This window comes from Pseudomonas sp. RA_35y_Pfl2_P32, from assembly GCF_963970735.1.
Lineage (GTDB): Bacteria > Pseudomonadota > Gammaproteobacteria > Pseudomonadales > Pseudomonadaceae > Aquipseudomonas.
Window position 1 is genome coordinate 37,622 of the sequence record NZ_CAXAQF010000012.1, and the last position, 26,599, is coordinate 64,220.

The 26,599-nt window shown below is 61.9% G+C and carries 18 protein-coding genes; 13 read left to right on the plus strand and 5 right to left on the minus strand.

Going from position 1 to position 26,599, the window contains the following annotated elements; translation table 11 throughout:
- Positions 1 to 193: 193 nt before the first annotated feature.
- Both putP and AACY45_RS13675 read left to right on the plus strand, forming a co-directional pair.
- Positions 194 to 1,678: a sodium/proline symporter PutP gene (gene putP / locus AACY45_RS13670; RefSeq protein ID WP_339545972.1), complete on the plus strand. Its 1,485-nt coding sequence runs from the start codon at positions 194 to 196 to the stop codon at positions 1,676 to 1,678.
- 299 nt (positions 1,679 to 1,977) lie between these two features.
- Positions 1,978 to 2,817 (plus strand): 23S rRNA (adenine(2030)-N(6))-methyltransferase RlmJ, encoded by an 840-nt coding sequence (locus tag AACY45_RS13675; RefSeq protein ID WP_339545973.1) that lies wholly within the window; start codon positions 1,978 to 1,980, stop codon positions 2,815 to 2,817.
- A gap of 81 nt (positions 2,818 to 2,898) precedes the next feature.
- Here AACY45_RS13675 and msrA read toward each other — a convergent pair whose 3' ends face one another.
- The 5 genes from msrA to aceE all read right to left on the minus strand — a co-directional run bounded on the left by msrA (position 2,899) and on the right by aceE (position 12,551).
- On the minus strand, positions 2,899 to 3,549 hold the full coding sequence (gene msrA, locus AACY45_RS13680; protein WP_339545974.1) for a peptide-methionine (S)-S-oxide reductase MsrA: 651 nt from the start codon (positions 3,547 to 3,549) through the stop codon (positions 2,899 to 2,901).
- Positions 3,550 to 3,622: 73 nt separating this feature from the next.
- The gene (locus AACY45_RS13685; protein ID WP_339545975.1) at positions 3,623 to 6,316 is read right to left on the minus strand and encodes a sensor domain-containing phosphodiesterase; all 2,694 of its coding nucleotides are present in this window, start codon (positions 6,314 to 6,316) and stop codon (positions 3,623 to 3,625) included.
- Between the two features lie 191 nt (positions 6,317 to 6,507).
- Positions 6,508 to 7,932, minus strand: coding sequence for an alkaline phosphatase D family protein (locus AACY45_RS13690; protein ID WP_339545976.1), 1,425 nt, complete (start codon positions 7,930 to 7,932; stop codon positions 6,508 to 6,510).
- A 318-nt stretch (positions 7,933 to 8,250) separates the two neighbouring features.
- Positions 8,251 to 9,894: a dihydrolipoyllysine-residue acetyltransferase gene (gene aceF / locus AACY45_RS13695; protein WP_339545977.1), complete on the minus strand. Its 1,644-nt coding sequence runs from the start codon at positions 9,892 to 9,894 to the stop codon at positions 8,251 to 8,253.
- Positions 9,895 to 9,905: 11 nt separating this feature from the next.
- Positions 9,906 to 12,551: a pyruvate dehydrogenase (acetyl-transferring), homodimeric type gene (gene aceE, locus AACY45_RS13700; RefSeq protein WP_339545978.1), complete on the minus strand. Its 2,646-nt coding sequence runs from the start codon at positions 12,549 to 12,551 to the stop codon at positions 9,906 to 9,908.
- Positions 12,552 to 12,933: 382 nt separating this feature from the next.
- Between aceE and glnE the strand changes: the two genes are divergently transcribed.
- The 11 genes from glnE (at position 12,934) to AACY45_RS13755 (ending at position 26,597) form a co-directional block, all read left to right on the plus strand.
- Positions 12,934 to 15,873, plus strand: a complete 2,940-nt coding sequence (glnE, locus tag AACY45_RS13705; RefSeq protein ID WP_339545979.1) for a bifunctional [glutamate--ammonia ligase]-adenylyl-L-tyrosine phosphorylase/[glutamate--ammonia-ligase] adenylyltransferase — start codon at positions 12,934 to 12,936, stop codon at positions 15,871 to 15,873.
- A gap of 111 nt (positions 15,874 to 15,984) precedes the next feature.
- Positions 15,985 to 17,019, plus strand: coding sequence for a lipopolysaccharide heptosyltransferase II (waaF, locus tag AACY45_RS13710; protein WP_339545980.1), 1,035 nt, complete (start codon positions 15,985 to 15,987; stop codon positions 17,017 to 17,019).
- A 1-nt stretch (position 17,020) separates the two neighbouring features.
- Positions 17,021 to 18,082 (plus strand): lipopolysaccharide heptosyltransferase I, encoded by a 1,062-nt coding sequence (waaC, locus tag AACY45_RS13715; protein ID WP_339545981.1) that lies wholly within the window; start codon positions 17,021 to 17,023, stop codon positions 18,080 to 18,082.
- Positions 18,082 to 19,203, plus strand: coding sequence for a glycosyltransferase family 4 protein (locus tag AACY45_RS13720; protein WP_339545982.1), 1,122 nt, complete (start codon positions 18,082 to 18,084; stop codon positions 19,201 to 19,203). Before waaC ends, AACY45_RS13720 begins: the two co-directional genes overlap by 1 nt.
- A complete protein-coding gene (gene rfaP, locus AACY45_RS13725; protein WP_339545983.1) occupies positions 19,203 to 20,009 on the plus strand; it encodes a lipopolysaccharide core heptose(I) kinase RfaP in 807 nt (268 codons plus the stop codon). The genes AACY45_RS13720 and rfaP overlap by 1 nt, the downstream gene beginning before the upstream one ends.
- A complete protein-coding gene (locus AACY45_RS13730) occupies positions 20,009 to 20,761 on the plus strand; it encodes a lipopolysaccharide kinase InaA family protein (protein ID WP_339545984.1) in 753 nt (250 codons plus the stop codon). Before rfaP ends, AACY45_RS13730 begins: the two co-directional genes overlap by 1 nt.
- Positions 20,761 to 22,209: a lipopolysaccharide kinase InaA family protein gene (locus AACY45_RS13735; RefSeq protein WP_339545985.1), complete on the plus strand. Its 1,449-nt coding sequence runs from the start codon at positions 20,761 to 20,763 to the stop codon at positions 22,207 to 22,209. The genes AACY45_RS13730 and AACY45_RS13735 overlap by 1 nt, the downstream gene beginning before the upstream one ends.
- 120 nt (positions 22,210 to 22,329) lie before the next feature.
- Complete coding sequence (locus AACY45_RS13740) at positions 22,330 to 22,665, plus strand: YceK/YidQ family lipoprotein (protein ID WP_339545986.1); 336 nt, start codon at positions 22,330 to 22,332, stop codon at positions 22,663 to 22,665.
- Between the two features lie 164 nt (positions 22,666 to 22,829).
- Positions 22,830 to 24,587, plus strand: a complete 1,758-nt coding sequence (locus tag AACY45_RS13745; protein ID WP_339545987.1) for a carbamoyltransferase family protein — start codon at positions 22,830 to 22,832, stop codon at positions 24,585 to 24,587.
- Positions 24,571 to 25,701 carry a glycosyltransferase gene (locus tag AACY45_RS13750; RefSeq protein WP_339545988.1) on the plus strand — a complete coding sequence of 377 codons (1,131 nt, stop codon included), beginning with the start codon at positions 24,571 to 24,573 and terminating at the stop codon, positions 25,699 to 25,701. The genes AACY45_RS13745 and AACY45_RS13750 overlap by 17 nt, the downstream gene beginning before the upstream one ends.
- On the plus strand, positions 25,701 to 26,597 hold the full coding sequence (locus AACY45_RS13755; protein ID WP_339545989.1) for an antimicrobial resistance protein Mig-14: 897 nt from the start codon (positions 25,701 to 25,703) through the stop codon (positions 26,595 to 26,597). Before AACY45_RS13750 ends, AACY45_RS13755 begins: the two co-directional genes overlap by 1 nt.
- The last annotated feature ends 2 nt before the right edge of the window (positions 26,598 to 26,599 follow it).

Here is a 26,599-nt window from a genome sequence, read left to right on the forward strand (position 1 = left end):
CCTCATTTGCTTTGTTGAATAGCATTCGCGCACCAAGGTGCAACCGTCCACGAGAGGGTTCATCGGCTGATGGCTTTCCTGGGGAAACATCAGTCATAAATGCGCGGAATATCCAATCGTCTTTCAAACGTAATCGTTTGGCGGCGGTTCAGTTGACCGCCGCTACATAAAAACAAAGCCAGGGCGTAACTCAATGAGTGCAAGCAATCCAACCCTGATCACGTTCGTGATCTACATCGCAGTAATGGTGCTGATCGGCTTCATGGCCTATCGCTCCACCAACAACCTTTCTGACTACATTCTCGGTGGCCGTAGCCTGGGCAGTGTCGTGACGGCGCTTTCCGCTGGCGCCTCGGACATGAGTGGCTGGTTGTTGATGGGCCTGCCGGGTGCCATCTATATGTCGGGCCTGTCGGAGAGCTGGATCGCCATCGGCCTGATCATCGGTGCCTATCTGAACTGGTTGTTCGTGGCCGGTCGCCTGCGGGTACAGACCGAGCACAACGGTGATGCGCTGACGCTGCCGGACTACTTTTCCAGTCGCTTCGAAGACAAGAGCGGCCTGCTGCGCATCATTTCTGCGGTCGTGATCCTGGTGTTCTTCACCATCTATTGCGCGTCCGGCATCGTGGCTGGCGCCCGTCTGTTCGAAAGCACCTTCGGCATGTCCTACGAGACTGCACTGTGGGCCGGTGCTGCGGCGACCATTGCCTACACCTTCGTTGGTGGTTTCCTGGCGGTCAGCTGGACTGACACCGTACAAGCCACGCTGATGATCTTCGCCCTGTTGCTGACGCCGATCATCGTGCTGCTGGCCACTGGCGGCGTCGACACCACCTTCCTGGCCATCGAAGCACAAGATCCAAGCAACTTCGACATGCTGAAAAACACCACCTTCATCGGCATCATTTCGCTGATGGGCTGGGGCCTGGGCTACTTTGGCCAGCCGCATATCCTGGCGCGCTTCATGGCGGCGGATTCGGTGAAATCGATCGCCAAGGCTCGTCGCATCTCCATGGCCTGGATGATCCTGTGCCTGGGCGGCACTGTGGCGGTGGGCTTCTTCGGCATCGCCTACTTCTCGGCGCACCCGGAAGTGGCAGGTCCTGTGACCGAGAACCCTGAGCGTGTGTTCATCGAACTGGCCAAGCTGCTGTTCAACCCATGGATCGCTGGCATTCTGCTGTCGGCTATTCTGGCGGCCGTCATGAGTACCCTGAGCTGCCAACTGCTGGTGTGCTCGAGTGCCCTGACCGAAGACTTCTACAAGTCCTTCCTGCGCAAGAACGCTTCCCAGGTCGAGCTGGTCTGGGTCGGTCGCGCCATGGTTCTGGCCGTTGCACTGGTGGCCATCGCGATGGCGGCCAACCCGGAAAACCGCGTACTGGGTCTGGTGAGCTACGCCTGGGCCGGCTTCGGTGCCGCCTTTGGTCCGGTGGTGCTGATTTCGGTACTGTGGAAAGGCATGACCCGTAACGGCGCACTGGCCGGTATCGTGGTGGGTGCGGTCACCGTGATCGTCTGGAAGCATTTCGAACTGCTGGGCCTGTACGAGATCATCCCGGGCTTCATCTTCGCCAGCCTGGCGATCTTCCTGGTCAGCAAGATGGGCGAACCATCGGCCGGCATGCTGCAGCGTTTTGCCGCGGCAGAGAAAGATTTCCACCTGAACAAGTAATTGCCAGGGCGACTGCCCTGATCAATTACTGATCAAAGAACGGCCCGCAGCCTATTGGATGCGGGCCGTTTTTTTGTGCGTGCATTGACCCTGATCTCCCACGCTGTCGCTTTTTTCTGCCGCGCTCGTGGGAGGTTTCTTGTTTTGCGCGGGCTTCCCACGGTCAGGAGGTCATCACAGAGGGAGATCAAGGCATGGCTATCCACCGACTGAGCAGGCTGGAAGCTGCCCGCTCGGCCGCGAACCCCTGACTTGCCGGCCGGTAAAAGGTAAACTTCCCGGCCTGCGCAGGAGCAATCATGAATTATCGTCACGCCTTCCATGCCGGCAATCACGCCGATGTGTTCAAACACCTGACCTTGACCCGCCTCATCGCCCTGATGTCGCGCAAGGAGCAGCCGTTTGCCTATCTCGATACCCACGCCGGCATCGGTCTGTATGACCTTCAGGGTGACCAGGCCAGCCGGACCGGTGAGTACCTGGAAGGCATCGCGCGCTTGTGGGGCGAGCCGGATCTGCCGCTGCTGACGGCCGATTACATGCAGGTGCTGCACGCGATGAACCCGGATGGCCAGTTGCGCTACTACCCGGGCTCGCCGGAGCTGGCGCGGCGCCTGACCCGACCGCAGGATCGGGTGCTGCTCAACGAAAAGCACCCGGAGGACGGCCTGCTGCTCAAGGACAACATGAAGGGCGATCGCCGGGTCAAGGTGCACCTGGGCGAAGGCTGGCATGTGCCCCGGGCGATGCTGCCGGTGCCCGAGAAACGTGGCTTGATGCTGATCGATCCGCCGTTCGAGAAGCTCGACGAGATGCAGCGTTGCGCGGCTTCGTTGAAAGAGGCGATTGGCCGGATGCGCCAAACCGTGGCGGCGATCTGGTACCCGGTGAAGGACCAGCGCCTGTTGCGCCGCTTCTATCAGGACTTGGCCGGCACCGGTGCGCCGAAGTTGTTGCGTGTGGAATTGCTGGTGCATCCGCTGGATACGCCCAACAGCTTGAACGGCTCCGGGCTGGCGATTGCCAATCCGCCGTGGGGGCTGGAAGAGGAGTTGCGTGAGCTGCTGCCGTGGCTGGCGCAGAAACTTGGCCAGACCCAGGGTGGGTGGCAGATGGATTGGTTGATCGCCGAGAGTTGATCTGTCTCTTCATGGGCGTCTGATCGGACGCCATCGCGGGCGGCGTTCCGCTTGCCCGCGATGCTTTTGACGGTCTGAAAATCAGATCGGGCAGGTGACGCCGGTGCCGCCAATCCCGCAGTAGCCTTCCGGGTTCTTCGCCAGGTACTGCTGGTGATAGGCCTCGGCGTAATAGAAGGTTGGGGCCTGTTCGATTTCGGTGGTGATGCTGCCCAGTCCGGCCTTGGTCAGTTCTGCCTGGAACGTCTGCTCGCTGGCCTTGGCTTCTTCCAGTTGTTCAGGTTTGACCGCGTAGATCACCGAACGGTACTGGGTGCCGATGTCGTTGCCCTGGCGCATGCCCTGGGTTGGGTTATGCAGCTCCCAGAACATCGCCAGCAGTTCTTTGTAGCTGACCTTGTCCTGGTCATACACCACCAGCACCACTTCGGTGTGGCCGGTCAGGCCCGAGCAGACTTCCTCATAGGTCGGGTTGGGGGTGAAGCCGCCGGCATAACCCACCGCCGTGCTCACCACGCCTTCACGCTGCCAGAACTTGCGTTCCGCGCCCCAGAAGCAGCCCAGGCCGAAGATCGCGAACTCCACATTGCCGATGAAGGGACCGAGCATGTACTGGTCCTTGTTGACGAAGTGTTTCTCCGGCACGGTGATCGGCGTTTCGCGGCCAGGCAGGGCTTGTTCTTTAGTTGGGAGCACGTTTTTGTTCACCAGAATTTCCGAGCGCAAGACCATGATCAGTCCTCCAGTCAGGTTGGGGAGTCAGTAAGGAGTCAGACCCGCAGTTTGCCCGAGTGTTGCGGCGCTGTCAGGCAATTGGGCCGCGTGGGTAGCGTTTGAGCTTGTCGATCAGCTCGGCGCCCGGGATCGGCCGGTCGAACAGGTAGCCCTGGCCGACGTCGCAGCGATGGCGACGCAGGAACGCCAGCTGTTCGGCGGTCTCGATGCCCTCGGCCACCACTTTGAGCTTGAGGTTGTGGGCCATGGCGATCACGGCCGAGGTGATTTCCATGTCGTCCTGGTTGTCCGGGATCTCATGAATGAAGCTGCGATCGATCTTGATGATGTCGATCGGGAATTTCTTCAGGTAGCTGAGGGATGAGTAACCGGTGCCGAAATCGTCCATGGCCAGGGTCAGGCCCAGGCGCTTGAGCTGATCAAGCTGCAGGTGGGTGTCTTCGGTGGCCTCCAGCAACAGGCCTTCGGTCAGTTCGAGCTCCAGCAGGTGGGCGGGCAGCTTCTCTTCCTTGAGGATGTTGGCAATCGAGGACACCAGGTCCGGGTCGGAGAACTGTTTGGGCGACAGGTTGATCGCCACCTGCAGGTTGCCCAGCCCGGCAGCGCTCAGTTCGATGCTCATGCGACAGGCCTGGCGGGCGATCCATTTGCCGATGGGGATGATCAGCCCGGTCTCTTCGGCGACGCTGATGAACTGGTCGGGGCGGATCATGCCTTTTTCCGGGTGGTTCCAGCGCAGCAGTGCTTCCATGCCCAGCAGGCGGCCGGAGCGCAGGCACAGCTTGGGCTGGTAGAACACGTCCAGCTCGTTCTGGGTCAGGGCGCGGCGCAGGTTGTTCTCTACGAACAGCTTGTAGCTGGCCTCGGCGTTCAAGGCCTCGGTGAACACCTGGACCTGGTGTTTGCCATTGGCCTTGGCTTTGTGCAGGGCCAGCCCGGCGTTGCGCATCAATGTTTGCGGGTCGCGCCCGTGCAGCGGCGCGCAAGCCACGCCGACGGAGGCGGTGACGCTGATCAGTTGGTTATCGACGAACATCGGCTTGTCCAGCGTCATCAGCAGTTGGCTGGCCATTTGCTGGCCGGTGTGCAGGCTGGCGTCATCCAGCAGCACTGCAAATTCGTTGCTGGCAAAACGCGCCAGGCTGCCGCTCGGGCTCAGGCTGTTGCGCAGGCGGCGGGCCAGGCTGATCAGCAGCTTGTCGCCGGTCTGGTGGCCGAGGCTGTCGTTGATCCGCTTGAAATTGTCGATGTCCACCAGCAGCAGGCAGATCGGGCTGTCGCTGTCGCGGGAAAAACGTTCGTCGAGGTTGCGGATGAATGCCGGGCGATTGCCCAGGTTGGTCAGGTTGTCGGTGTAGGCCAGGCGTTCGATGCGTTGCTGGGCGAGCTTGGTCTGGGTGATGTCTTCGTAGATGCCGATGTAGTGGGTCAGTTCGCGGTTGTCGCCATACACCTTGGAGATCGACAGCTGGCCCCAGTAGGGCTCCAGGTTTTTACGCCGGCTCTTGAACTCACCTTGCCAGCTGTTGCTCTTGACCAGGCTCGAGGGGGCGTCGAACAGCAGTTCACTGAGGTTTTCCAGGGCCGGCAGTTCCGACAGGCGCTGGCCGTGGACTTCTTCGGTGCTGTACTGGGTGATCGCCGTGAAGCTGGGGTTGACGTACTCGACCACGCCGTCGCAATTGACCAGCAAAAAGGCGTTGGCACTTTGCTCCACCGCGCGCTGGAACAGGTGCAGGGCGCTGGTGGCGGTGCGTCGGTTGTGGTTGTTGATGACCTGGGCAAACTGATCGGCCAGCTCGCCCGCGAAGGCGATTTCGTCCGACTGCCAGGCGCGGGTCACGCCGGTCTGTTCCAGGCACAGGACGCCGACCACCTGGCCGTCCACGCGGATGCTGGCATCGAGCATGGCGTTGACGTCCCGTGGGCGCAGGCTCTCGGCCATTTCCCGGGTGCGCGGATCATGCATGGCGTTGTGGGCATCGATGGCCCGGCTCGAGTGCAGGGCTTCCAGGTAATCGGGGAAGCCGCTGGCGTCGATTACTTCGGGTAACCGGTGTTCCTGCGAAGGGCGATGGTAGGCGGAGATTGGCAGCAGTTGCCGATTTTCCAGGTTCCACAGGCTGGCGCTGTCGATCTGGTAGATATCACAGGCACTGCGGGTAATCAGCTCGGCCGCCTCCCGCAACGAATTGCCGGAGCTGTAGCGCTGGCGCGTGAGCAGCAGGATCAGGTCTTGCTGGGCACGCACGCGCTCCAGGTGCTGCAGTTGTTCCCGCTGGGCCCGCTGGTTCAACTCCAGGGCAATCTGCAGGCGTGAATTCTGGGTTTCCAGGTCGAGCGCCGGCAGCAGGGGATCGTCTTCGAACAGGCCGTCGACCACCAGCAGATAACCGCGCAGCAGGTGCCGATTGTGTTGTTTATAGGCTTCGCCCATTTCCAGCAGGCTCAGGGAGCCCCGGGCAGTGTGCAGGGTGTAGCGGATCAGGTAATGGGGGCTGTGGCGCAGTTGCTGCTGGATCGTATCGTGCAGTTGATAGCGCGCCTCGGGCTCCATCAGGCTGGCGTAGGGCGAGCCGACCAGGGCGCAGAGCTCTACCGCCGGCAGGCCGAACTGGCGTTCGCAGTTAGGGTCGAGAAACAGCAGGGCCCAGCTTGCTTCATTCAGCCGCTCGAAACGCAGCATGCCGAGCCGCGAGGGCACAGGCAATTGCGTCACTACCTCGGCCACCATTCGGCTGGCGGCATCGGGATGGCTTTTCATGGAAGAAACTCGCTTCGAAAATGCTGAACGCGACGTGCTCACGCCCTCTGTGTAGCCAGCGGCAAGGTTGCATGATGCCGCCCTGGCTGACAATAGAGGATGAAGGCTTAGCGCTATAGGTGTTTATCGGCCGAAACATGGATTTCTGTAGGAAAACTGTGCGTAATTTGTGGGATTTCGCAAGAAAGCACCTACACAGCAGATGGCAAAGACGGCTGGGGAGGGTGCAGTGGCAGGTTGGCCGAATACAGGTAATCGCCATTCGGATCACGGTACTCCACACGAATATGCTCGGTGTGAACCGTCAGGTGGGCGAAGTTGTCCTGGCTGATCACCTTGCTTGTCCATTCGAGGTAATAGTCGCCGGCCGCGGTTTTCGCCAGTGGCTGGTCATGGATGAACGACGAGGCCTTGGCATAGGGCAGCCAGGCGCTGTTGCAAAACGGTGACGAGACGATGGTCTGTACCTCGAAGTCCGGGTCTGCTGTGTGGCGCAGGCGCGAGGTAAGTGAGCCGTGGACGTCCCCCGAGATGATCACGACATTCCTGATCTTGTGCAGGCGGATACTTTCGAGGATGCGCAGGCGCTGTTCGGGGAAGGCTTTCCAGGTGTCAGCGTCAGTGCTTTTACTGTCGGGGAACAGCATGACGCCGGTGACCAGCATTTTGACCCGCGCCGGGCTGTTGACCAGCCACTTGAGCAGCGCTTGCTCCTGGTCGGCATCAATAATTCGCCGATCATCGGCCGAGAGGTTGCGCCGGGTACGGGTGTCCATGACAAACCATTCGATATCCCCTTGAGCAAACTGGTACCAGTAATGGGGTGGTTGGCCGGTGGGCTGCTCGCCAGGCGCCAGTTGATACGCCGGGCCATGACTGGCTTGATAGATTTCGTACGCGGCCATTGCGTTGCGATAAAGAACATTGTCGTCGCGGCTGGCGTTGGCGGGCCAGTTATCTTCTATTTCATGGTCGTCGAGAATCATGTAGGTCGGCAGTGAGGCCATTAGCGACTGAATGTGGGGTTGAGAAAAGGCCGCACGGTACTTGGCGAGAATATCCGGGTAATCGCGGTCCGGGACGACGACGTTCATGTCGTCTACATACACCTGGTCGCCGGTCATCAGCAGGGCGCTGATCGCTGGCGAGGAAGTGCCTGCGAGCCGCTTGATCGCCGCAAAGATCCGGTCGCCCTTGGAGGGCAATGAGGGGATGCCCAGGGTCATGCGCAGGTAGCGGCACGAGCCGACGATGTAGCTGCGGGGTGTGCAGGTTTTGCTGGAGGTGGTGCGAAAGCGGTAGTTTTTCTGGGGCCATTGCAGTTGCAACTGGTCAAGGATTTCCACGGCCGGTCGGGTATCGCCCGTGTTGAACCAGCCGGCTTGGTACTCATACTCGGTATCGCTGTCGAGGTCATGCAGCGCGATGACGGCTGACATGTCGCGAGCCGCCGTGAGTTCGGCAAAGCGTCCGCTGGACCAGTCGGAAGCGCCGGTGCGGCGATAACGCAACCCGGCAAATACCCATGCGTTGGCGACTGGGGCGCCTCGCAGAAACACGCGGGTGTGTTGAAAGGTGGTGTGGCCAACAATCGGGCCGACAGTAGGCTTGAGCATATTCGAATCCATTCGAGGTGCGGCGAGGGAGGGCGCGGCAAGCACGGTGTGTGCGCTGCCCGAGTCATCGTAGGACTGGAGGTCATTTAAATATTGAGGGGGAAGCGGACCCTGGATGTGGTCCTGGTCAACTGTTGGCGTGGTCTTGAGGGCTGGCGGGGGTAGGAATACTTACTGGATTTTCCTCAAGGCCTGTCGGGATAGGGGCTGTTTTACAGGCAAAAAAAGCCCCGCCAATTGGCGGGGTTGAGGTACGAGCGTGGCGCTCGGAAAACGTGGAGCACGCGGGGCCCTTCGTTGAAGAAGGGCCCGGCGGTCTTACAGCAGGATGGTGCGGATGTCGCCCAGCAGGTCGCTCAGACGCTTGGTGAAACGGGCCGCAGCGGCGCCGTTGATCACCCGGTGGTCGTAGGACAGCGACAGCGGCAGCATCAGTTTCGGCTGGAAGGCTTTGCCGTCCCAGACTGGCTGGATGGTTGCCTTGGACACGCCGAGGATCGCCACTTCCGGAGCATTGACGATCGGCGTGAAGCCGGTGCCGCCAATGTGGCCGAGACTGGAGATGGTGAAGCAGGCGCCCTGCATGTCGTCGGCCGTGAGCTTTTTGTCGCGGGCTTTGGCCGCCAGCGCAGCGGCTTCGCCAGCCAATTGCAGCAAGCTCTTCTGATCAACGTTCTTGATCACAGGAACCAGCAGGCCGTCCGGGGTATCGACCGCAAAACCGATGTTCACGTATTTCTTGCGGATGATCGCTTTACCGCTTGGCGCCAGGGAGCTGTTGAAGTCCGGCAGTTCCTTGAGCAGGTGTGCGCAAGACTTGAGCAGCAGCGGCAGGATGGTCAGCTTGACGCCAGCCTTCTCGGCCACAGCTTTCTGGGCAATGCGGAACGCTTCCAGCTCGGTGATATCCGCCGAGTCGAATTGGGTCACGTGCGGAATGTTCAGCCAGCTGCGGTGCAGGCTCGACGCGCCGATTTGCATCAGGCGGGTCATCGGCACTTCTTCGGTTTCACCGAAGCGGCTGAAGTCCACGACTGGAATCGGTGGGATACCGGCGCCGCCAGTAGCACCGGCGGCCGGGGCTTCCTTGGCCTTCTGCATCATGGCCTTGACGTAAACCTGTACGTCTTCCTTGAGCACGCGACCGTGCGGGCCGCTAGGGCTCACCGCATTCAGCTCGACACCGAATTCACGGGCCAGTTGGCGGACGGCAGGACCGGCGTGAACCTTGGCACCGCTTGGCGCGGGCGCAGCAGCCGGGGCTGGTGCGGCCGTAGCTGGTGCAGCCGGCGCAGGGGCAGCAGCGGCAGGTGCCGCTTCAGCCTTGGCCGCCGCAGCTGGAGCTGGAGCCGCCGCAGGTGCAGGGGCCGCTGCTGCTGCGCCCTGGACTTTGAGCTTGAGGATAAAGTCGCCAGTGCCGACTTCGTCTTCGAGTTTGACTGCGATGCTTTCTACGACGCCGGCAGCCGGCGATGGGATTTCCATGCTGGCCTTGTCGGATTCCAGGGTGATCAGCGACTGATCAGCCTCGACGGTGTCGCCGACCTTGACCAGCAGTTCGATGATCTTGGCCTTGCCCGACGAGCCGATATCCGGAACATGAATGTCCTGAACGGTGGCGGCGGCAGGTGCAGCAGCCGGGGCCGCAGGGGCCTGGGCAGCAGCGGCAGGCTTTTCAGCAGCCGGTGCAGGTGCAGCAGCGGCTGGCGCAGGGGCCGCATCAGCGGCACCTTCGATTTCCAGCTCCAGCAGTTCGTCGCCTTCTTTCAGGCGGTCGCCCAGCTTCACTTTCAGGCTCTTGACCACGCCGGCCTTGGGAGCAGGAATTTCCATGCTCGCCTTGTCCGATTCCAGGGTCAGGATGCTCTGGTCGGCTTCGACTTTGTCGCCGACCTTTACAAACAGTTCAATTACTTCACCTTCACCGCTGCCGATGTCAGGTACGCGAATGAGTTCGCTCACGGAAAATCTCCTCAGCAGTCCAGTGGGTTGCGTTTTTCCGGGTTGATACCGAACTTGGCGATGGCTTCAGCCACAACCTTAGGTTCGATGTCACCACGGTCAGCCAGTGCTTCCAGGGCTGCCAACACCACGAAATGACGGTCAACTTCGAAGAAATGACGCAGTTTCTTGCGGCTGTCGCTGCGGCCGAAACCGTCGGTGCCCAGGACTTTGAATTCCTTGGACGGTACCCACTGACGGATCTGCTCGGCGAACAGTTTCATGTAGTCGGTAGAGGCAATCACCGGACCTTTACGGCCGTTCAGGCACTCTTCGACGTAGCTCAGCTTAGGCTTCTGGCCTGGGTGCAGACGGTTGCTGCGCTCCACGGCCAGGCCATCGCGACGCAGTTCGTTGAAGCTGGTAACGCTCCATACGTCAGCGCCGACGTTGAACTCTTCACGCAGAATCTTCGCCGCTTCACGGACTTCACGCAGGATGGTGCCGGAGCCCATCAGCTGTACGTGGTGCGCCGCTTCGCGGTTGTCTTCTTCGAGCAGGTACATGCCCTTGATGATGCCTTCTTCCACGCCGGCCGGCATGGCTGGCTGCTGGTAGGACTCGTTCATCACGGTGATGTAGTAGAAAACGTCCTGCTGCTCTTCGGTCATCTTCTTCATGCCGTCCTGGATGATCACCGCCAGCTCGTAGCCGTAGGTTGGATCAAAGGTGCGGCAGTTCGGGATGGTGGCAGCCAGGATGTGGCTGTGACCGTCTTCGTGTTGCAGGCCTTCGCCGTTCAGCGTGGTCCGCCCAGCGGTACCGCCGATCAGGAAGCCACGGGTACGGCTGTCGCCGGCCGCCCAGGCCAGGTCGCCGATCCGCTGGAAGCCGAACATCGAGTAGAAGATGTAGAACGGCAGCATTGGCTGGTTGTGGTTGGAGTACGAAGTACCGGCCGCGATGAAGGAGCTCATGGCACCTGCTTCGTTGATCCCTTCTTCGAGGATCTGGCCCTTCTTGTCTTCCTTGTAGAACATCACCTGGTCTTTATCGACTGGCTCGTAGAGCTGGCCGACGGAGGAGTAGATGCCCAACTGACGGAACATGCCTTCCATACCGAAGGTACGGGCTTCGTCCGGGATGATCGGCACGATGCGCGAACCGATTTCCTTGTCCTTGACCAGTTGCGCGAGGATCCGCACGAAGGCCATGGTGGTGGAGATTTCGCGGTCGCCCGAGCCGTCCAGGATCGCCTTGAGGGTATCGAGTGGCGGGGTCGGAATGCTCACGCTCTGGGCGCGGCGCTGTGGCACGAAACCGCCCAGGGCAGTACGACGCTCGCTCAGGTAGCGGGCTTCAGCGCTGTTTGGCTCAGGCTTGAAGAACGGCAGGTTCTCCAGCTCTTCGTCCTTGACCGGGATGTCGAAACGATCGCGGAACAGCTTCAGGCTTTCAACATCAACCTTCTTGGTGTTGTGCGCGGTGTTTTTCGCTTCGCCGGCACCGGTGCCATAACCCTTGATGGTCTTGGCCAGGATGACGGTCGGTTGTTCTTTGTGGTTGACCGCTTCGTGGTACGCCGCGTAGACCTTGTACGGGTCGTGGCCGCCGCGGTTGAGCTTCCAGATCTCGTCGTCGGACAGATCGGCAACGATCGCCTTGAGTTCTGGCGTGTTGAAGAAGTGCTCACGGACGAACGCGCCGTCCTTGGCCTTGTAGTTCTGGTACTCGCCGTCGATGACTTCGTCCATGCGGCGTTGCAGGATGCCGTCGACGTCCTTGGCCAGCAGTGGGTCCCAGAAACGGCCCCAGATGACTTTGGTCACGTTCCACTGGGCACCACGGAACACGCCTTCGAGTTCCTGGATGATCTTGCCGTTGCCGCGAACCGGGCCGTCGAGGCGCTGCAGGTTGCAGTTGATGACGAAGATCAGGTTGTCCAGCTTCTCGCGGCCAGCCAGGGAGATCGCGCCCAGGGATTCCGGCTCGTCGCACTCGCCGTCGCCCAGGAAACACCAGACTTTCTGCTTGCCTTCGGGGATGAAACCACGGGCTTCCAGGTACTTCATGAAACGTGCCTGGTAGATCGCCTGGATCGGACCCAGACCCATGGATACGGTCGGGAACTGCCAGAAGTCAGGCATCAGCCAAGGGTGCGGATAGGACGACAGGCCCTGACCGTCGACTTCCTGGCGGAAGTTGTTCATTTGTTCTTCGGTGATGCGGCCTTCCATGAACGCACGGGCGTAGACGCCTGGCGAGGTGTGGCCCTGGAAGTAGATCAGGTCGCCGCCGTGTTCGTCGGTCGGGGCCTGGAAGAAATAGTTGAAGCCGATGTCGTACAGGGTAGCGCTGGAGGCGAAGCTGGAGATGTGACCGCCCAGGTCAGAGTCTTTCAGGTTCGTACGCATCACCATGGCCATCGCGTTCCAGCGTACCAGCGAGCGAATGCGGCGTTCCATGAACAGGTCGCCAGGCATGCGTGCTTCGTGGGTAACGGGGATCGTGTTGCGGTACGGCGTGGTGATGGCGTAAGGCAGTTGCGAACCGCTACGGGTTGCGAGTTCGCCCATACGGGTCATCAGATAGTGAGCACGGTCTTCGCCTTCTTTGTCGAGAACCGATTCCAGGGCGTCCAGCCATTCCTGGGTTTCGACGGGATCGAGGTCTTGCATGGCTTGCTCCAGGGCGGAAAGGCTACCAGAATCGGTTGCCTGAGTTAGCGACTGGCCTTGTGGGCAGACGTTATAAATTCTTGGAATGCCGGAGGTTGATTCGGCGGCGTGTAGTTTTACTACAAATCATCGGGCATTTCAGCCTTTCGAATGTATATACGAGTAGTAAAACTACAGAAGAACGGCTTGTGGCCTCCTGCTGTGTTGTGAGAATAATCGTTACTCTTGGTCTTTAGCCAACCAGAATAGGGTCAAGCGTGATGCTGGCTACCAAAAAAAATGAAATTTCAGCTATTTCTAACTTTTGTTCGACAGTCCTTTGCGTAGTGCAATTGATGCGTTCACTACAGACCGCCCTTTCTACGCCGATCAAGGATAGACCATGAGCCTGCCTTCGCTTGCCCAACTGCCCGCCATTCTCCAGCCGTTTGTCAGCCATGCCGAACAATCGTTGCGCACGGCCGTGGCGGCCCTCGACGATGATCATGGCCTGTCCACCTGGACGCCCGACCGCTGGGCGCAATGGGCCCGTGTGACGGGTGCCAGCGACTTTGTCGCTGAGCAATGCGTACGTGATCCCTTGATGTTGCTGGCGCTGGTGCAGTCTGGCGAGCTGGACCGCCCCTTCGCTGCGGGTGAGCTGTGCGCGCAGATCGCCACGGCAGTGCAGGCTTCTACCACCGATGACGAGCTGGCCCGGGCGCTGCGCCGCCAGCGTAACCGTCACCAGGTGCGCATCATCTGGCGCGACCTGACCCGCCAGGCCGATTTGATCCAGACCTGCCGCGATCTCTCGGACATGGCCGATGCCAGTATCGACCAGGCCTACCAGTGGTTGTACCTGCGCCATTGCCAGCAGTTCGGCACGCCCACCGGGCGGCGCAGTGGCGAGCCGCAGCAGATGGTCATCCTCGGCATGGGCAAGCTCGGCGCGGTGGAGCTCAACCTGTCCTCGGACATCGACCTGATCTTCGCCTACCCCGAAGGCGGTGAGACCGTCGGCGTCAAGCGTGCGCTGGATAACCAGGAGTTCTTCATCCGCCTGGGCCAGCGGCTGATCAAAGCGCTGGACCCGATGACCGTCGACGGTTTTGTGTTCCGCGTCGACATGCGTCTGCGTCCTTATGGCTCCTCCGGCGCGCTGGTGCTCAGCTTCAATGCCCTGGAGCAGTACTATCAGGACCAGGGGCGTGACTGGGAACGCTACGCCATGATCAAGGCGCGGGTGGTGGCCGGCGACCAGGTGGCAGGGGCGCAATTGCTCGACCTGCTGCGCCCGTTCGTCTATCGGCGCTACCTGGATTTCTCGGCGATCGAAGCGCTGCGCACCATGAAGCAGTTGATCCAGCAGGAAGTCCGGCGCAAGGGCATGGCCGACAACATCAAGCTGGGTTCCGGTGGTATCCGCGAAGTGGAGTTTATCGCCCAGGCCTTCCAGCTGATTCACGGCGGTCGCGACCTGAGCCTGCAGCAGCGCCCTCTATTAAAGGTGCTCGGCACGCTGGAGGGGCAGGGTTACCTGCCGCCGGCGGTGGTCGGCGAACTGCGCGAGGGGTATGAGTTTCTGCGTTACACCGAGCACGCGATCCAGGCAATTGCCGACCGGCAGACGCAAATGCTCCCGGACAACGAGCAGGATCAGGCGCGCATCGCCTTTATGTTGGGGTTTGCCGACTGGCCAGCCTTCCATGCGCAGTTGATGTATTGGCGGGGCCGGGTCGACTGGCATTTCCGTCAAGTGATCGCCGATCCCGACGAGGAGGAGGGCGCGGAAAGCGAAGTGGTGGTGGGGGGCGAATGGTTGCCGCTGTGGGAGGAGGCCCAGGACGAAGAGGCCGCGTGCCGTCAGTTGCAGGAGGGCGGCTTTGCCGATGCGCCGAAAGCCCTCAAGGCCCTGGCCGGTCTGCGGGGCAGTCCACAGTTGCGGGCGATGCAGCGTCTGGGGCGCGAGCGCCTGGACGCCTTTATCCCGCGGTTGCTGGCCCAGGCCGTCGAGCACGCCAACCCGGACCTGGTGCTGGAACGTGTGCTGCCATTGGTCGAGGCTGTGGCGCGGCGTTCGGCGTACCTGGTGTTGCTCACGGAGAACCCGGGAGCGCTGCGCCGCCTGTTGACCCTGTGCGCGGCCAGCCCATGGATTGCCGAACAGATCACCCGCTTCCCGCTGTTGCTCGATGAATTGCTCAACGAGGGGCGCCTGTTCAAGCCGCCCCTGGCGCCGGAGCTGGCGGCGGAGTTGCGCGAGCGTCTGACGCGCATTCCCGAGGATGACCTGGAACAGCAGATGGAGGCCCTGCGGCATTTCAAGCTGGCGCACCGCCTGCGGGTTGCGGCCTCGGAAATCGCCGGCAGCCTGCCCTTGATGAAAGTCAGTGACTACCTGACCTGGCTGGCCGAGGCGATCCTTGAACAAGTCCTGGCCCTGGCCTGGCGCCAGACTGCCGCCAAGTATGGTTCGCCACAGCGTCCCGACGGTACTTTGTGTGACCCCGGCTTTGTGATTGTGGGCTACGGCAAGGTCGGCGGGCTGGAACTCGGGCATGGCTCGGACCTGGACCTGGTGTTCATCCACGACGGTGACCCGCAGGCGGAAACCGACGGACCCAAGCCGATCGATGGTGCGCAGTTCTTCACTCGCCTGGGCCAGCGCATCATTCATTTGCTGACCACCCAGACCAACTCCGGCCAGCTCTATGAAGTCGATATGCGCCTGCGGCCTTCCGGTGCCTCGGGACTTTTGGTCAGTTCTCTGGGGGCGTTTGAGCGCTACCAGGAGAACGAAGCCTGGACCTGGGAGCATCAGGCGCTGGTGCGCGCCCGTGTGCTGGTGGGCAGCCAGGATGTCGGCCAGGCGTTCGAAAACGTGCGTGCCAAGGTGCTGGGGCGAGCCCGCGACTTGCCCAAGTTGCGCCAGGAGGTCAGCGAGATGCGCGCCAAGATGCGCGATAACCTGGGTACCCGGATGACCGGTGCCGGGACAGCGGCCAATGCCTTCGAAGCCACGGTGCCGTTCGACCTCAAGCAGGACGCCGGTGGTATCGTCGATATTGAATTTATGGTGCAATACGCGGCTTTGGCGTGGTCCCAGACGCACCCGCCGTTGCTGCGCTGGACAGACAACATCCGCATTCTGGAAGAGTTGGAGCGCGAAGGCTTGATGCCTGCGGCCGATGCCAGCCTGATGCGTGAGGTCTACAAGGCCTACCGCGCCGCCGCTCACCGCCAGGCGTTGCAGAACGAGGCCGGGGTGGTGGCAGGCAACCAGTTTGTCGATGAACGCCAGCAGGTGGTACGAATCTGGCGCGAGTTGGGGCTAAGCTGACACGGGAATTTGCAGCACCTGACACCCCCTGTGGGAGCGGGCTCGCTCGCTCCCACAGTAATTTCCGAAGTGGGGGAGGCACGTGCCTCCCCTATTCGTTTGTGGATAACTATGAAAATTCTGATCGTTGGGCCCAGTTGGGTCGGTGACATGGTGATGGCGCAGACACTGTTCGTGTGTCTGCAGCAGCGTCATCCACAGTGCGAAATCGACGTGCTGGCCCCCGAGTGGAGCCGGCCGATCCTTGAGCGCATGCCCCAGGTGCGCCGGGCCTTGAGCTTTCCGCTCGGCCACGGCGCGCTGGAACTGGCAACGCGGCGGCGGATCGGCAAGTCCCTGGCCGGCCAGTACGACCAGGCGATCCTGCTGCCCAACTCGTTGAAGTCGGCGCTGGTGCCGTTTTTTGCCGGCATTCCGAAGCGCACGGGCTGGCGTGGCGAGTTTCGTTACGGCCTGCTCAACGATGTGCGCACGCTGGATAAAGAGCGCTACCCGCTGATGATCGAGCGTTTCATGGCGTTGGCCTATGAACCCGCTGCCGAGCTGCCGACCCCTTATCCATGGCCGAGCCTGCAAATCGATCCTGTAACCCGCGAGGCGGCCTTGGCCAAGTTCGGCCTGACCCTCGACCGCCCGGTGCTGGCGTTGTGTCCGGGGGCCGAGTTCGGCGAGGCCAAGCGCTGGCCTTCCGAGCATTACGCCAAGGTCGCCGAAGCGAAGATTCGCGAGGGCTGGCAGGTCTGGCTGTTCGGCTCCAAGAACGATCACGCGGTCGGCGAAGAGATCCGTTCCCGGTTGATTCCCGGGTTGCGTGAGGAAGCGATGAATCTCAGTGGCGGCACGTCGCTGGCCGAGGCCATCGACTTGCTGTCCTGCGCCGATTCGGTGGTGTCCAACGACTCCGGGCTGATGCACGTGGCCGCGGCGCTGAACCGTCCGCTGGTGGCGGTCTACGGCTCGACCTCGCCGGGCTTCACGCCGCCGCTGGCCGAACACGTCGAAATCGTACGCCTGGGCATCGAATGCAGTCCGTGTTTTGACCGCACCTGCCGCTTCGGCCATTACAACTGCTTGCGCCAGTTGATGCCGCAAGCGGTGAACGACGCCTTGCAGCGGTTGCAGGGCTCTGTGGTCGAGGTTCGTTAAGTTGCGGGTACTGTTGATCAAGACCTCTTCGCTGGGCGATGTGATTCATGCGTTGCCCGCGCTGACCGACGCTGCGCGGGCGATCCCCGGCATCCAGTTCGACTGGGTGGTGGAAGAAGGCTTCGCCGAAATCCCCACCTGGCATCCGGCGGTGGGCAAGGTGATTCCCGTGGCGATCCGTCGCTGGCGCAAGAACCTCTGGCAGACCTTCAAGAGCGGTGAGTTCAAGCGCTTCAAGCAAAACCTGCAGGCGACCAAATACGATTTGGTGATCGATGCCCAGGGCCTGCTCAAAAGCGCCTTGCTGACCCGTTACGTGCGGGCCCCGGTGGCCGGCCTGGACAAACATTCGGCTCGCGAGCCCCTGGCGTCGCGTTTCTACTCGCGGCGCCTGGCCGTGGCCCGTGGGCAACATGCGGTGGAGCGCTTGCGCCAGCTGTTCGCCGTGGCCCTGGGCTATGACTTGCCCAAAGGCCTGGGCGACTACGGCCTGAACGTCGAACGCCTGGTGGAGCTGCCGCGCAAGAATCCGTACGTGCTGTTCCTGCATGGCACCACCTGGGACACCAAGCACTGGCCGGAAGCCTATTGGCGCGAACTGGCCGAGCGCATGGGGCACTTGGGCATGGCGGTGAAGTTGCCGTGGGGTAACCCGGCCGAGAAGGCGCGCGCCGAACGTATCGCCCAGGGCCTGCGCAACGCCGAGGTGCTGCCCAAGCTGAACCTGGCGGGCGTCGCCAAAGTGTTGGCCGGCGCGCAAGCCTGCGTGGCGGTGGATACCGGCCTCGGGCATCTGGCTGCCGCGCTGGACGTGCCGACGGTGTCGCTGTTCGGCCCGACCAACCCGGGCCTGACGGGCGCCTATGGTCGTAGCCAGGTGCACATGGCGAGTGATTTCCCCTGTGCGCCATGCCTGCAAAAGAAATGTACCTACCAACCGACGGCTGAAGATCAGCGTCGGTTTGATCTCAAGCGCGAGTGGCCACTGTGCTTCACTCGCCTGAACCCCGAGCGTGTCGCGAGCCGACTGAGCACGTTGTTAATGGCTGAGGAGCTGCGCTGATGCAATTGGCTTTTGTACTGTACAAATATTTCCCGTTTGGCGGCCTGCAGCGTGATTTCATGCGCATTGCCCTGGAATGTCAGCAGCGCGGGCACCAGATTCGCGTTTACACGCTTATTTGGGAAGGCGACGTGCCGCCGGGCTTCGAAGTGCTGGTGGCGCCGGTGAAGGCGATCTTCAATCATCGGCGCAACGAAAAGCTCAGCGCCTGGATGGCCGAGGACCTGGCCAAGCGCCCGGTGGACCGCCTGATCGGTTTCAACAAGATGCCGGGCCTGGACGTCTACTATGCCGCTGACGGTTGCTTCGAGGACAAGGCGCAGAACCTGCGCAATTCGTTGTACCGGCGCTGGGGCCGCTACCGGCATTTCGCCGAGTACGAGCGCGCCGTGTTCGCCACGGACGCGAAAACCGAAGTGCTGATGATCTCCGAAGTCCAGCAGCCGCTGTTCATCAAGCATTACGGCACGCCGCTGGAACGCTTCCACCTGCTGCCGCCGGGCATTGCCCAGGACCGGCGCGCACCGCCGAACGCCGCCGAGATTCGCGCGGATTTTCGCCGCGAGTTCTCCCTGGCCGACGACGAGCTGCTGCTGGTGCAGATCGGCTCCGGGTTCAAGACCAAGGGCGTCGACCGCAGTCTCAAGGCCCTGGCCGCGCTGCCGGCCGAGTTGCGTAAACGCACGCGGCTATTTGTAATTGGCCAGGATGACCCCAAAGTATTCCAGTTGCAGAGTGCCGCACTGGGCCTGGGCGATAACGTGCAGTTCCTCAAGGGCCGCAGTGATATCCCGCGGTTCCTGCTCGGCGCCGACCTGTTGATCCACCCGGCGTACAACGAAAACACCGGAACGGTACTGCTCGAAGCGCTGGTGGCCGGGTTGCCGGTGCTGGTCAGCGCGGTGTGCGGTTACGCCCATTACATCGCCGAGGCCGACTGTGGCCTGGTGCTGGACGAACCCTTCGAGCAGGCGCAACTCACGCAGTACCTGACGACCATGTTGAGCGATGATGCCGCACGCGCGGCCTGGAGCCGTAATGGCCTGGCCTTCGCCGACACGGCCGACCTTTACAGCATGCCGCAGCACGCGGCGGATGTGATTCTGGCGGAGCAGCACTGATGAAGTTGATTCTGGCCGAACCGTTCAAGAGCCTGTGGGCCGGACGCGATGCGTTCAGCGCCGTCGAAGGCCTGGAGGGCGAGGTTTACCGTGAGCTCGAAGCGCGTCGTACCCTGCGTACCGAAGTCGCCGGCAACGGCTACTTCGTGAAAATTCACCGGGGCATTGGCTGGGGCGAGATCTTCAAGAACCTGCTCACGGCCAAGCTGCCAGTGCTCGGTGCGGGCCAGGAGTGGCGGGCGATCCAGCGCTTGCACGAGGCCGCAGTGCCGACCATGACCGCCGTGGCCTATGGCGAAAAAGGCAGCAATCCGGCGGACCAGCATTCGTTCATCATCACCCAAGAGCTGGCGCCGACCGTCAGCCTGGAAGACTTCAGCATCGACTGGGCCAGGCAAGCGCCGGAGCCCCGGCTCAAGCGTGCGCTGATCGCCGAAGTGGCGCGCATGACCGGCATGATGCACCGCGCCGGGGTCAATCATCGCGACTGCTACATCTGCCATTTCCTGCTGCACACCGACAAGCCGGTCACCGCTGGGGACTTCAAGCTCTCGATCATCGACCTGCACCGGGCCCAGACCCGCCCGGCGATCACCCGGCGCTGGCGCAACAAGGACCTGGCCGCGTTGTATTTCTCGGCGCTGGACATTGGCCTGACCCGCCGCGACAAGCTGCGCTTCCTCAAGGGCTATTTCCTGCGGCCGCTGCGCCAGATTCTACGCGAGGAAGCCTCGCTGCTGGCCTGGCTCGAGGGCAAGGCGAACAAACTGTACGAGCGCAAACAGCGCTATGGGGATGCGCTCTGATGACTGATTTTCTGGCCGCCGAGGACCGCGAGCGGTTCGAACGCCATGGGCTTGCCACGTTCGATGCGCTGTGGGCGCGGGAGCTGGAAGCCGTTGACGAGCCCAACACCTCGGGCGGGGGCTGGAGCAGCGTGTTCCGCCTGGACCTGGAGGGCCAGGGGTATTACCTCAAGCGCCAGAGCAATTACCTGACTCGGACCTGGCACCGGCCCTTCGGCGAGCCCAGCTTTGCCCGCGAGTTTCGCAACATCAGTCGTTACCGGCAGTTGGGGATCCCGGCGCTGGAAGCGGTGTTCTTTGGCGAGCGCAACGTCGCCGGCGAAGTCCGCGCGATCCTGCTGACGCGGGCGCTGGACGGCTGGAATGACTTGGATGCCCTGCTGCAGCAATGGCCGCAGCTCAGTGCTGGGCAGCAGGCGGGGATCCTGCGCGCCTGTGGCTTGCTGGCGCGCGGGCTGCATGGTGCGCGCCAGGTGCACGGTTGCTTTTATCCCAAGCACATCTTTTTGCGGGCCGAGGGCGAAGGCTATCGGGCGCAATTGATCGACCTGGAGAAAACCCGCCCATTGCTGTTTGGCCAGCGCGACCGGGTCAAGGACCTGGAGCCGTTGTTGCGCCGGGCGCCGGTCTGGAGCACCGAGAATGTGCGCAGCTTGCTGGCGGCTTACCTGGATCAACCGGCCGACGGTGCGCTGGTGGATGCCTGGCTGCAGCGCTTGTCCGCCCGACGCAGCCATAAGGGGGTGCGTTGATGCGTTTGTCTGAACTGAAAAGCGCCGGACGTACACCGCAACTGCCGTTGAGCCTGGAATTGGCCGATGCCGCGGGTCCGGCGCAGTTGCAACTGCTGAGCCTGTTACGGGTGCTGCCGGGCCAGCGGTATGTCGGTGCCGGGGTCTGGCGCGGGCGTCCGGTGTTGGCCAAGTTGCTGGTGGGCAGCAAAGCGGCGCGGCATTTTCGGCGTGAGCTGGACGGTGTACGCCTGCTTGCCGCCCAAGGCCTGACCACCCCGTTGCTGCTGGCCGACGGCCTGAAAGAAGGCGAGGGCGGCTGGTTGCTGTTCGAACTGCTCGAAGGCGCACAGAGCCTGGGCGATGCCTGGCAACAGGTTGAAGCCCTGCCGGTGCTGGCGGATGCACAAACCGCAGTGCTGGCCGAGGCGCTGGCCGCCATCGGCCAGATGCACAGCAAGGGCCTGTGGCAGTCGGATCTGCACCTGGACAACCTGCTGCGCCACGGTGGCCGGTTGTATTTGATCGACGGTGCCGGGATTCATGCCGAAACCGCGGGGCAACCGTTGTCGCGGCAAAAGGTCCTGGAGAACCTCGGGGTGTTTTTTGCCCAGTTGCCCAAGGCGTTGGAGCCGTTCACCGAAGAGTTGCTGGTGCATTACCTGCTGAGCAATGGCGAGCACGCGTTACCGCTCGAAGCCTTGCAGAAGCAGGTGCGCAAGATTCGTCGCTGGCGACTGAAGGATTACCTGATCAAGGTTGGGCGCGAGTGCTCGCTGTTCGCCGTGCAGCGCGGGGCCTTTGGGTTGCGCGCGATCCGCCGCGACGAAGAGGCTGCCATGTTGCCGGTGCTGGAGCAGGCCGATGCCTTGCTCGACCAGGGGCACCTGTACAAGACCGGCGGCGCGGCGAGCGTGGGCAAGGTTGAGGTGGACGGTCGCACGCTGGTGGTCAAGCGCTACAACATCAAGGGGTTTGCCCACTGGCTCAAGCGCTTCTGGCGTCCGAGCCGTGCCTGGCATTCCTGGCGCGAAGGCAATCGCCTGGGGTTCCTCGGCATCGCCACGCCCAAGCCGCTGGCGTTACTGGAAAAGCGTTTTTTCTGGCTGCGCAGCCGGGCTTACCTCATCACCGAGTACTTGCCAGGGCCGGACATCATCGAGCGTTTTGCGCCCTATGTGGAAAGTGGCGAGGCGCCTGAGGCCGAGTTGCTGGCGCTGGATCAGTTGTTTGCCGAGCTGATTGCCGAGCGCATCAGTCATGGGGACTTCAAGGGGCATAACCTGTTCTGGGACAAGGATCGCTGGTCGTTGATTGACCTGGACTCGATGTGTCAGCATGCCTCCCTCAGCAGTTTTGTGCCGGCTTATGCGCGGGATCGGGCGCGGTTCATGCGCAATTGGGCTGAGGGGGCGGCGTTGTATCGGGTGATTGATCAGCGGTTGCCCAAGCCTTTCGATATCACCTGACAGGTTGTAGGGGGGGGGGGGCGGTTCTTGTGAATCGTCCTACGTGATCTGCGGAGGTCGCCACCTGGGACCTGAAGTGCTGTGTTGCTAGTTTTACCTGACGTTCTCGGAGGTCAGGTTTTGACAATTAAAACGGCTCTTTCACTGGGTGTCCTATCTCTTGCTTTGAGCGGATGCGGGACTGTCAGTACGCTGGGGCAGGGTGACGCCGACGCGGCGCGCGATCTGCGGCGGCATAAAACCTACTGCCAGTCTCTTTCGCGTATCTACAGCGGCCTTGCATACGACTTTTGCATCTTGAATGCGCCGCCCGACCCGACAGGTATCCTTGCTCCCCTGATTCTGCTCGATCTGAGCGTCTCGGGGATCCTCGATACGGTGTCCTTGCCGTACACGATCTGCCGCCAGATCAGCGTTGGCAACCTCCAGGTTTACTGGCGCCTCCCTCGCAGCTGAGCCGCGTCAAAGGCCGCGCTGCGACGTCTTGCCGCGAGCGGCTAGCGGCTAGCCGTTGCTTTTACGCTATAATCTCGCCCTTTAGCTGTTTCTCGCCTTGCTGCGAGGGCACATTATTTCCAGGCGCACGCCGCCTGCATGCAGACTAAAGAGGCTAGACCCCTGTGGCATTGACGATTCTTGGCCTGTCCGGCGCCCTTAGCCATGATCCTTCCGCAGCGCTGTACATCGACGGCAAGCTGGTCGCGGCTGCTGAAGAAGAGCGCTTCGTACGCGATAAACATGCAAAGAACCGCATGCCTTACGAGTCGGCGAAGTTCTGCCTGGAGCAGGCGGGCATCAAGCCGTCCGACGTTGACGTCGTCGCGATCCCGTTCGCCCCGATCAGCCTGTTCGGCAAGGCCCGCTGGCAGTACGCCAAGCGTTACTGGTACGCCCCGGACCGCGCGCTCGACGCGATCCTGATGGGTAACCGTCGTTACAAGCGCTATCGCAACAAGATCGTCTGGTGCCTCGAGCAACTGGGTTTTGATCCGAAGAAGATCAAGATCGAGCCGGTCGAGCACCACCTGGCTCACGCCTCCAGCGCTTATCACTGTTCCGGTTTCAAAGAGAAAACGGCGATCCTGGGCATCGACGGCAAGGGCGAGTACGCCACGACCTTCTTCGGTTACGGCGAGAACGGCAAGATCCACAAGATCAAGGAATTCTTCGATCCGGACTCCCTCGGCGGCCTGTACGGCGCGATCACCGAGTTTCTCGGTTTCGATATGCTTGACGGTGAGTTCAAGGTCATGGGCATGGCGCCGTACGGCGACGCCAGCAAATATGATTTCTCGCGCCTGGCGTCGTTCGAAAACGGCGAGTTGGTGATCAACACCGACTACGCCAACGTCATTGGCCTGCGTCGCTACAAAGAAAAGGGCAAGGGTTACTACTTCTCGCCGAAGCTGATCGAGTGGCTGGGTCCCAAGCGCGAAGGCGACATCGCTGACGAGCCTTACATCCACTATGCCGCCAGCATTCAAGCGCTGTTCGAAAAAATCTCGCTGCAGATGATCGACTACTACCTGGGCGACGTGCTCAAGGAAACCGGCAAGCTGGCTTACGCCGGCGGCTGTGCGTTGAACGTCAAGCTCAACCAGAAAATCATCGCGCGCGATGACGTCAAGGAACTGTTCGTCCAGCCGGCGTCCGGCGATGCCGGGACCGCGGTGGGTGCTGCGGCCTACGTGTCCCACGCCCGTGGCGTACCGGTGGAGAAGATGGAACACGTCTATCTCGGCCCGTCTTACAGCAACGAAGACGTGATCGCCGCCTGTGCCCGTCACCCGAGCAAGCCTACGTGGCGCAAGCTTGAGAACATGCCGGAAAACATCGCCAAGATCATGGTCGATGGCAACCCGGTGGCCTGGTTCCAGGGGCGCATGGAGTTTGGCCCGCGTGCCCTCGGTGGGCGTTCGATCATCGGTTGCCCGAGCGCCGTCGGCGTGGCTGACCGGATCAACCACCAGATCAAGTTCCGCGAGCGCTGGAGGCCTTTCTGCCCGTCGATGCTCGACACCGTGGCGCCGCAGATGATCAAGATCGATCACCCGGCCCCCTTCATGACCTTCACCTTCGAAGTGGCTGAAGAGTGGAAGACCCGAGTGCCGGAAGTCGTCCATGAAGACGGCACCTCCCGTGCCCAGGTGCTCAAGCGCGAGTACAACCCGCGTTACTACGACATGATGAAAGCCCTGGAAGTGCTGACCGGCAACGGTGTGTCGCTGAACACCTCGCTCAACCGTCGTGGCGAACCGATGATCTGCTCGCCGACCGACGCGCTGAACATGTTCTTCGGTTCCGATCTACAGTATTTGATCATGGAAGACATTCTGGTGGTCAAAGACGGCGCGGACGCTTATGACACGCTCGGCTGAGCGCCATGTCCTGCAGTTCTGTCACGGCTATGACGGGCCGTTCCTGGACTGCGCCCGACAGTACGCCAGCCTGTTTGCGGGCTCTGGTTATCGCGTGACCACGGTGTTCCTCACCGGGGTGGCCGATGCCGAAGTGGCAGCCGGCTGCGCGTCTGACGAAGTGCTGTTCATGGAATACAGCTCCAAGGCCATCCGTGGCCTGAAGCTGGGCGCGATTGCCGATCTGCGCAAGATCGCCCAGTCGCGCCAGTTCAGTTTCTGCATCGCCCACCGGTTCAAGCCGATCTACATCGCCTTGCTCGCCACGGCGCTGCCGGTGATCGGTGTGCACCACGCCTTTGGCGACTACCAACGGCGCACGCGCAAGCTGTTTGCGCAGATTTTCCGCAAGCGTCTGTGCCTGCTCGGGGTCTCTGACGCGGTGCGCGACGACATGCGTCGCTGCCTGCCGACATGGCCGGTGACACGTATCCAGACGCTCTACAACCGCATCGATGTCGACGCCTTGCAGGCCAGCCAGCTGTCCTTCGCCCAGGCGCGGGACGAGTTGGGCCTGTCGCCGGATGCCTGGGTGGTCGGCAACGTGGGCCGCCTGCACCCGGACAAGGACCAGGCCACGCTGCTCCATGGCTTTGCCCAGGCCTTGCCGGGGTTGCCGGTCGACAGCCAACTAGCTATTCTCGGCACCGGTCGCCTGGAGCAGGACCTCAAGGAGCTGGCCCGCGAACTGGGGATCGGCGATCGGGTGTTGTTCCTCGGCCAGGTGCCTGAGGCGCGTCGCTACTTCCGTGCCTTTGATGTGTTTGCCTTGAGCTCCGACCATGAACCTTTCGGCATGGTGCTACTCGAAGCCATGGCGGCCGGCGTGCCGTTGCTGGCCACCGCGTGTGGCGGGGCCAAGGAAGTGGTCGAAGGCGTCGGCATCCTGTTTCCCCTGGGGGACGCTGAACACCTGGCGCAAGGGCTGCAACACCTGGCCCGGATGGACCAGCGTGAGCGCCAGTTGTGCGCCGAGCTGATGCTTGAGCGCCTGCGCCAGCAATTTTCCGATCGCGCGGTACGCGAGGCGTTCTGGCGTCTGCCGCCTGTCATTGAACTGACGACGAGGGCTTGATGCTCAACCGATTCCAAGGCTGGCGCGAACGCGGCTGGTCCGTTGTCGACGCGTCGACCTATCACGACGCCTGGCAACGTTGGGGGGGCAGTGTCGCGACTCACCCGCTGGTGGTCGAGCGCCTGGCTGACCTGGCCGGCATCCCGGTGCGTTACCTGGCGTGGGAGCAGGGCGGCGAGTTGCAAGCAGCGATCCCAACCTGGGGCCGCGACCTGGCCTTGTCCAAGGACGTGCTCAAGCGGCATGGCAAGAAAGGTCTGTTTGACCTCGGCAATGCCGAATTGATTCTGCCGGCCGCCCCCGATGCCCAGGCCGTGCTCCGCCATCGTGCCCGCTACTTGTCGGCGCTCAATGAAGGTCGTTTCACCGGCCTCAGGCTGCAGACCGAGCAACTGGCGATGGCGCGCACGCCGGAAGAGCTGTCGAAGAAATTTCGCTACAACCAGCGTCGCGAGCTGCGCTTGCTGGAAGAAGCGGGCGGCGTGGTGCGGCCGGTCAGCGAGTTTTCCAGCAGCGAACTGGCGGCGATCTACTGCGATCTGTTCCAGCGCCGCTGGGGTTTCCCGGCCACGGGGGCGGCACGCATGAGCGAGGTGCTGGCGTTGCTGCGCGAGCTGTTGATCGGTTCGGTGATTTTCCTTAACGATGCGCCGATTGCGATCCAGTTGGTGTATCGGGTGCAAGCGCCGCAGTGGATCAGTGTCGAGTACATCAATGGCGGGGTCGACCCTGAGACCCGCGAGTTCAGCCCCGGTAGCGTGCTGAGCTTTCTCAACACCCAAAGTGCCTGGGAACAGGCGCGGGCACTCGACAAGCCGCTGCGCTTTTCGTTTGGCCGCGCAGATCGTGAATACAAGGACCGTTGGTGCAATCCCGTGCCCGTCTTCACTGTATGAGC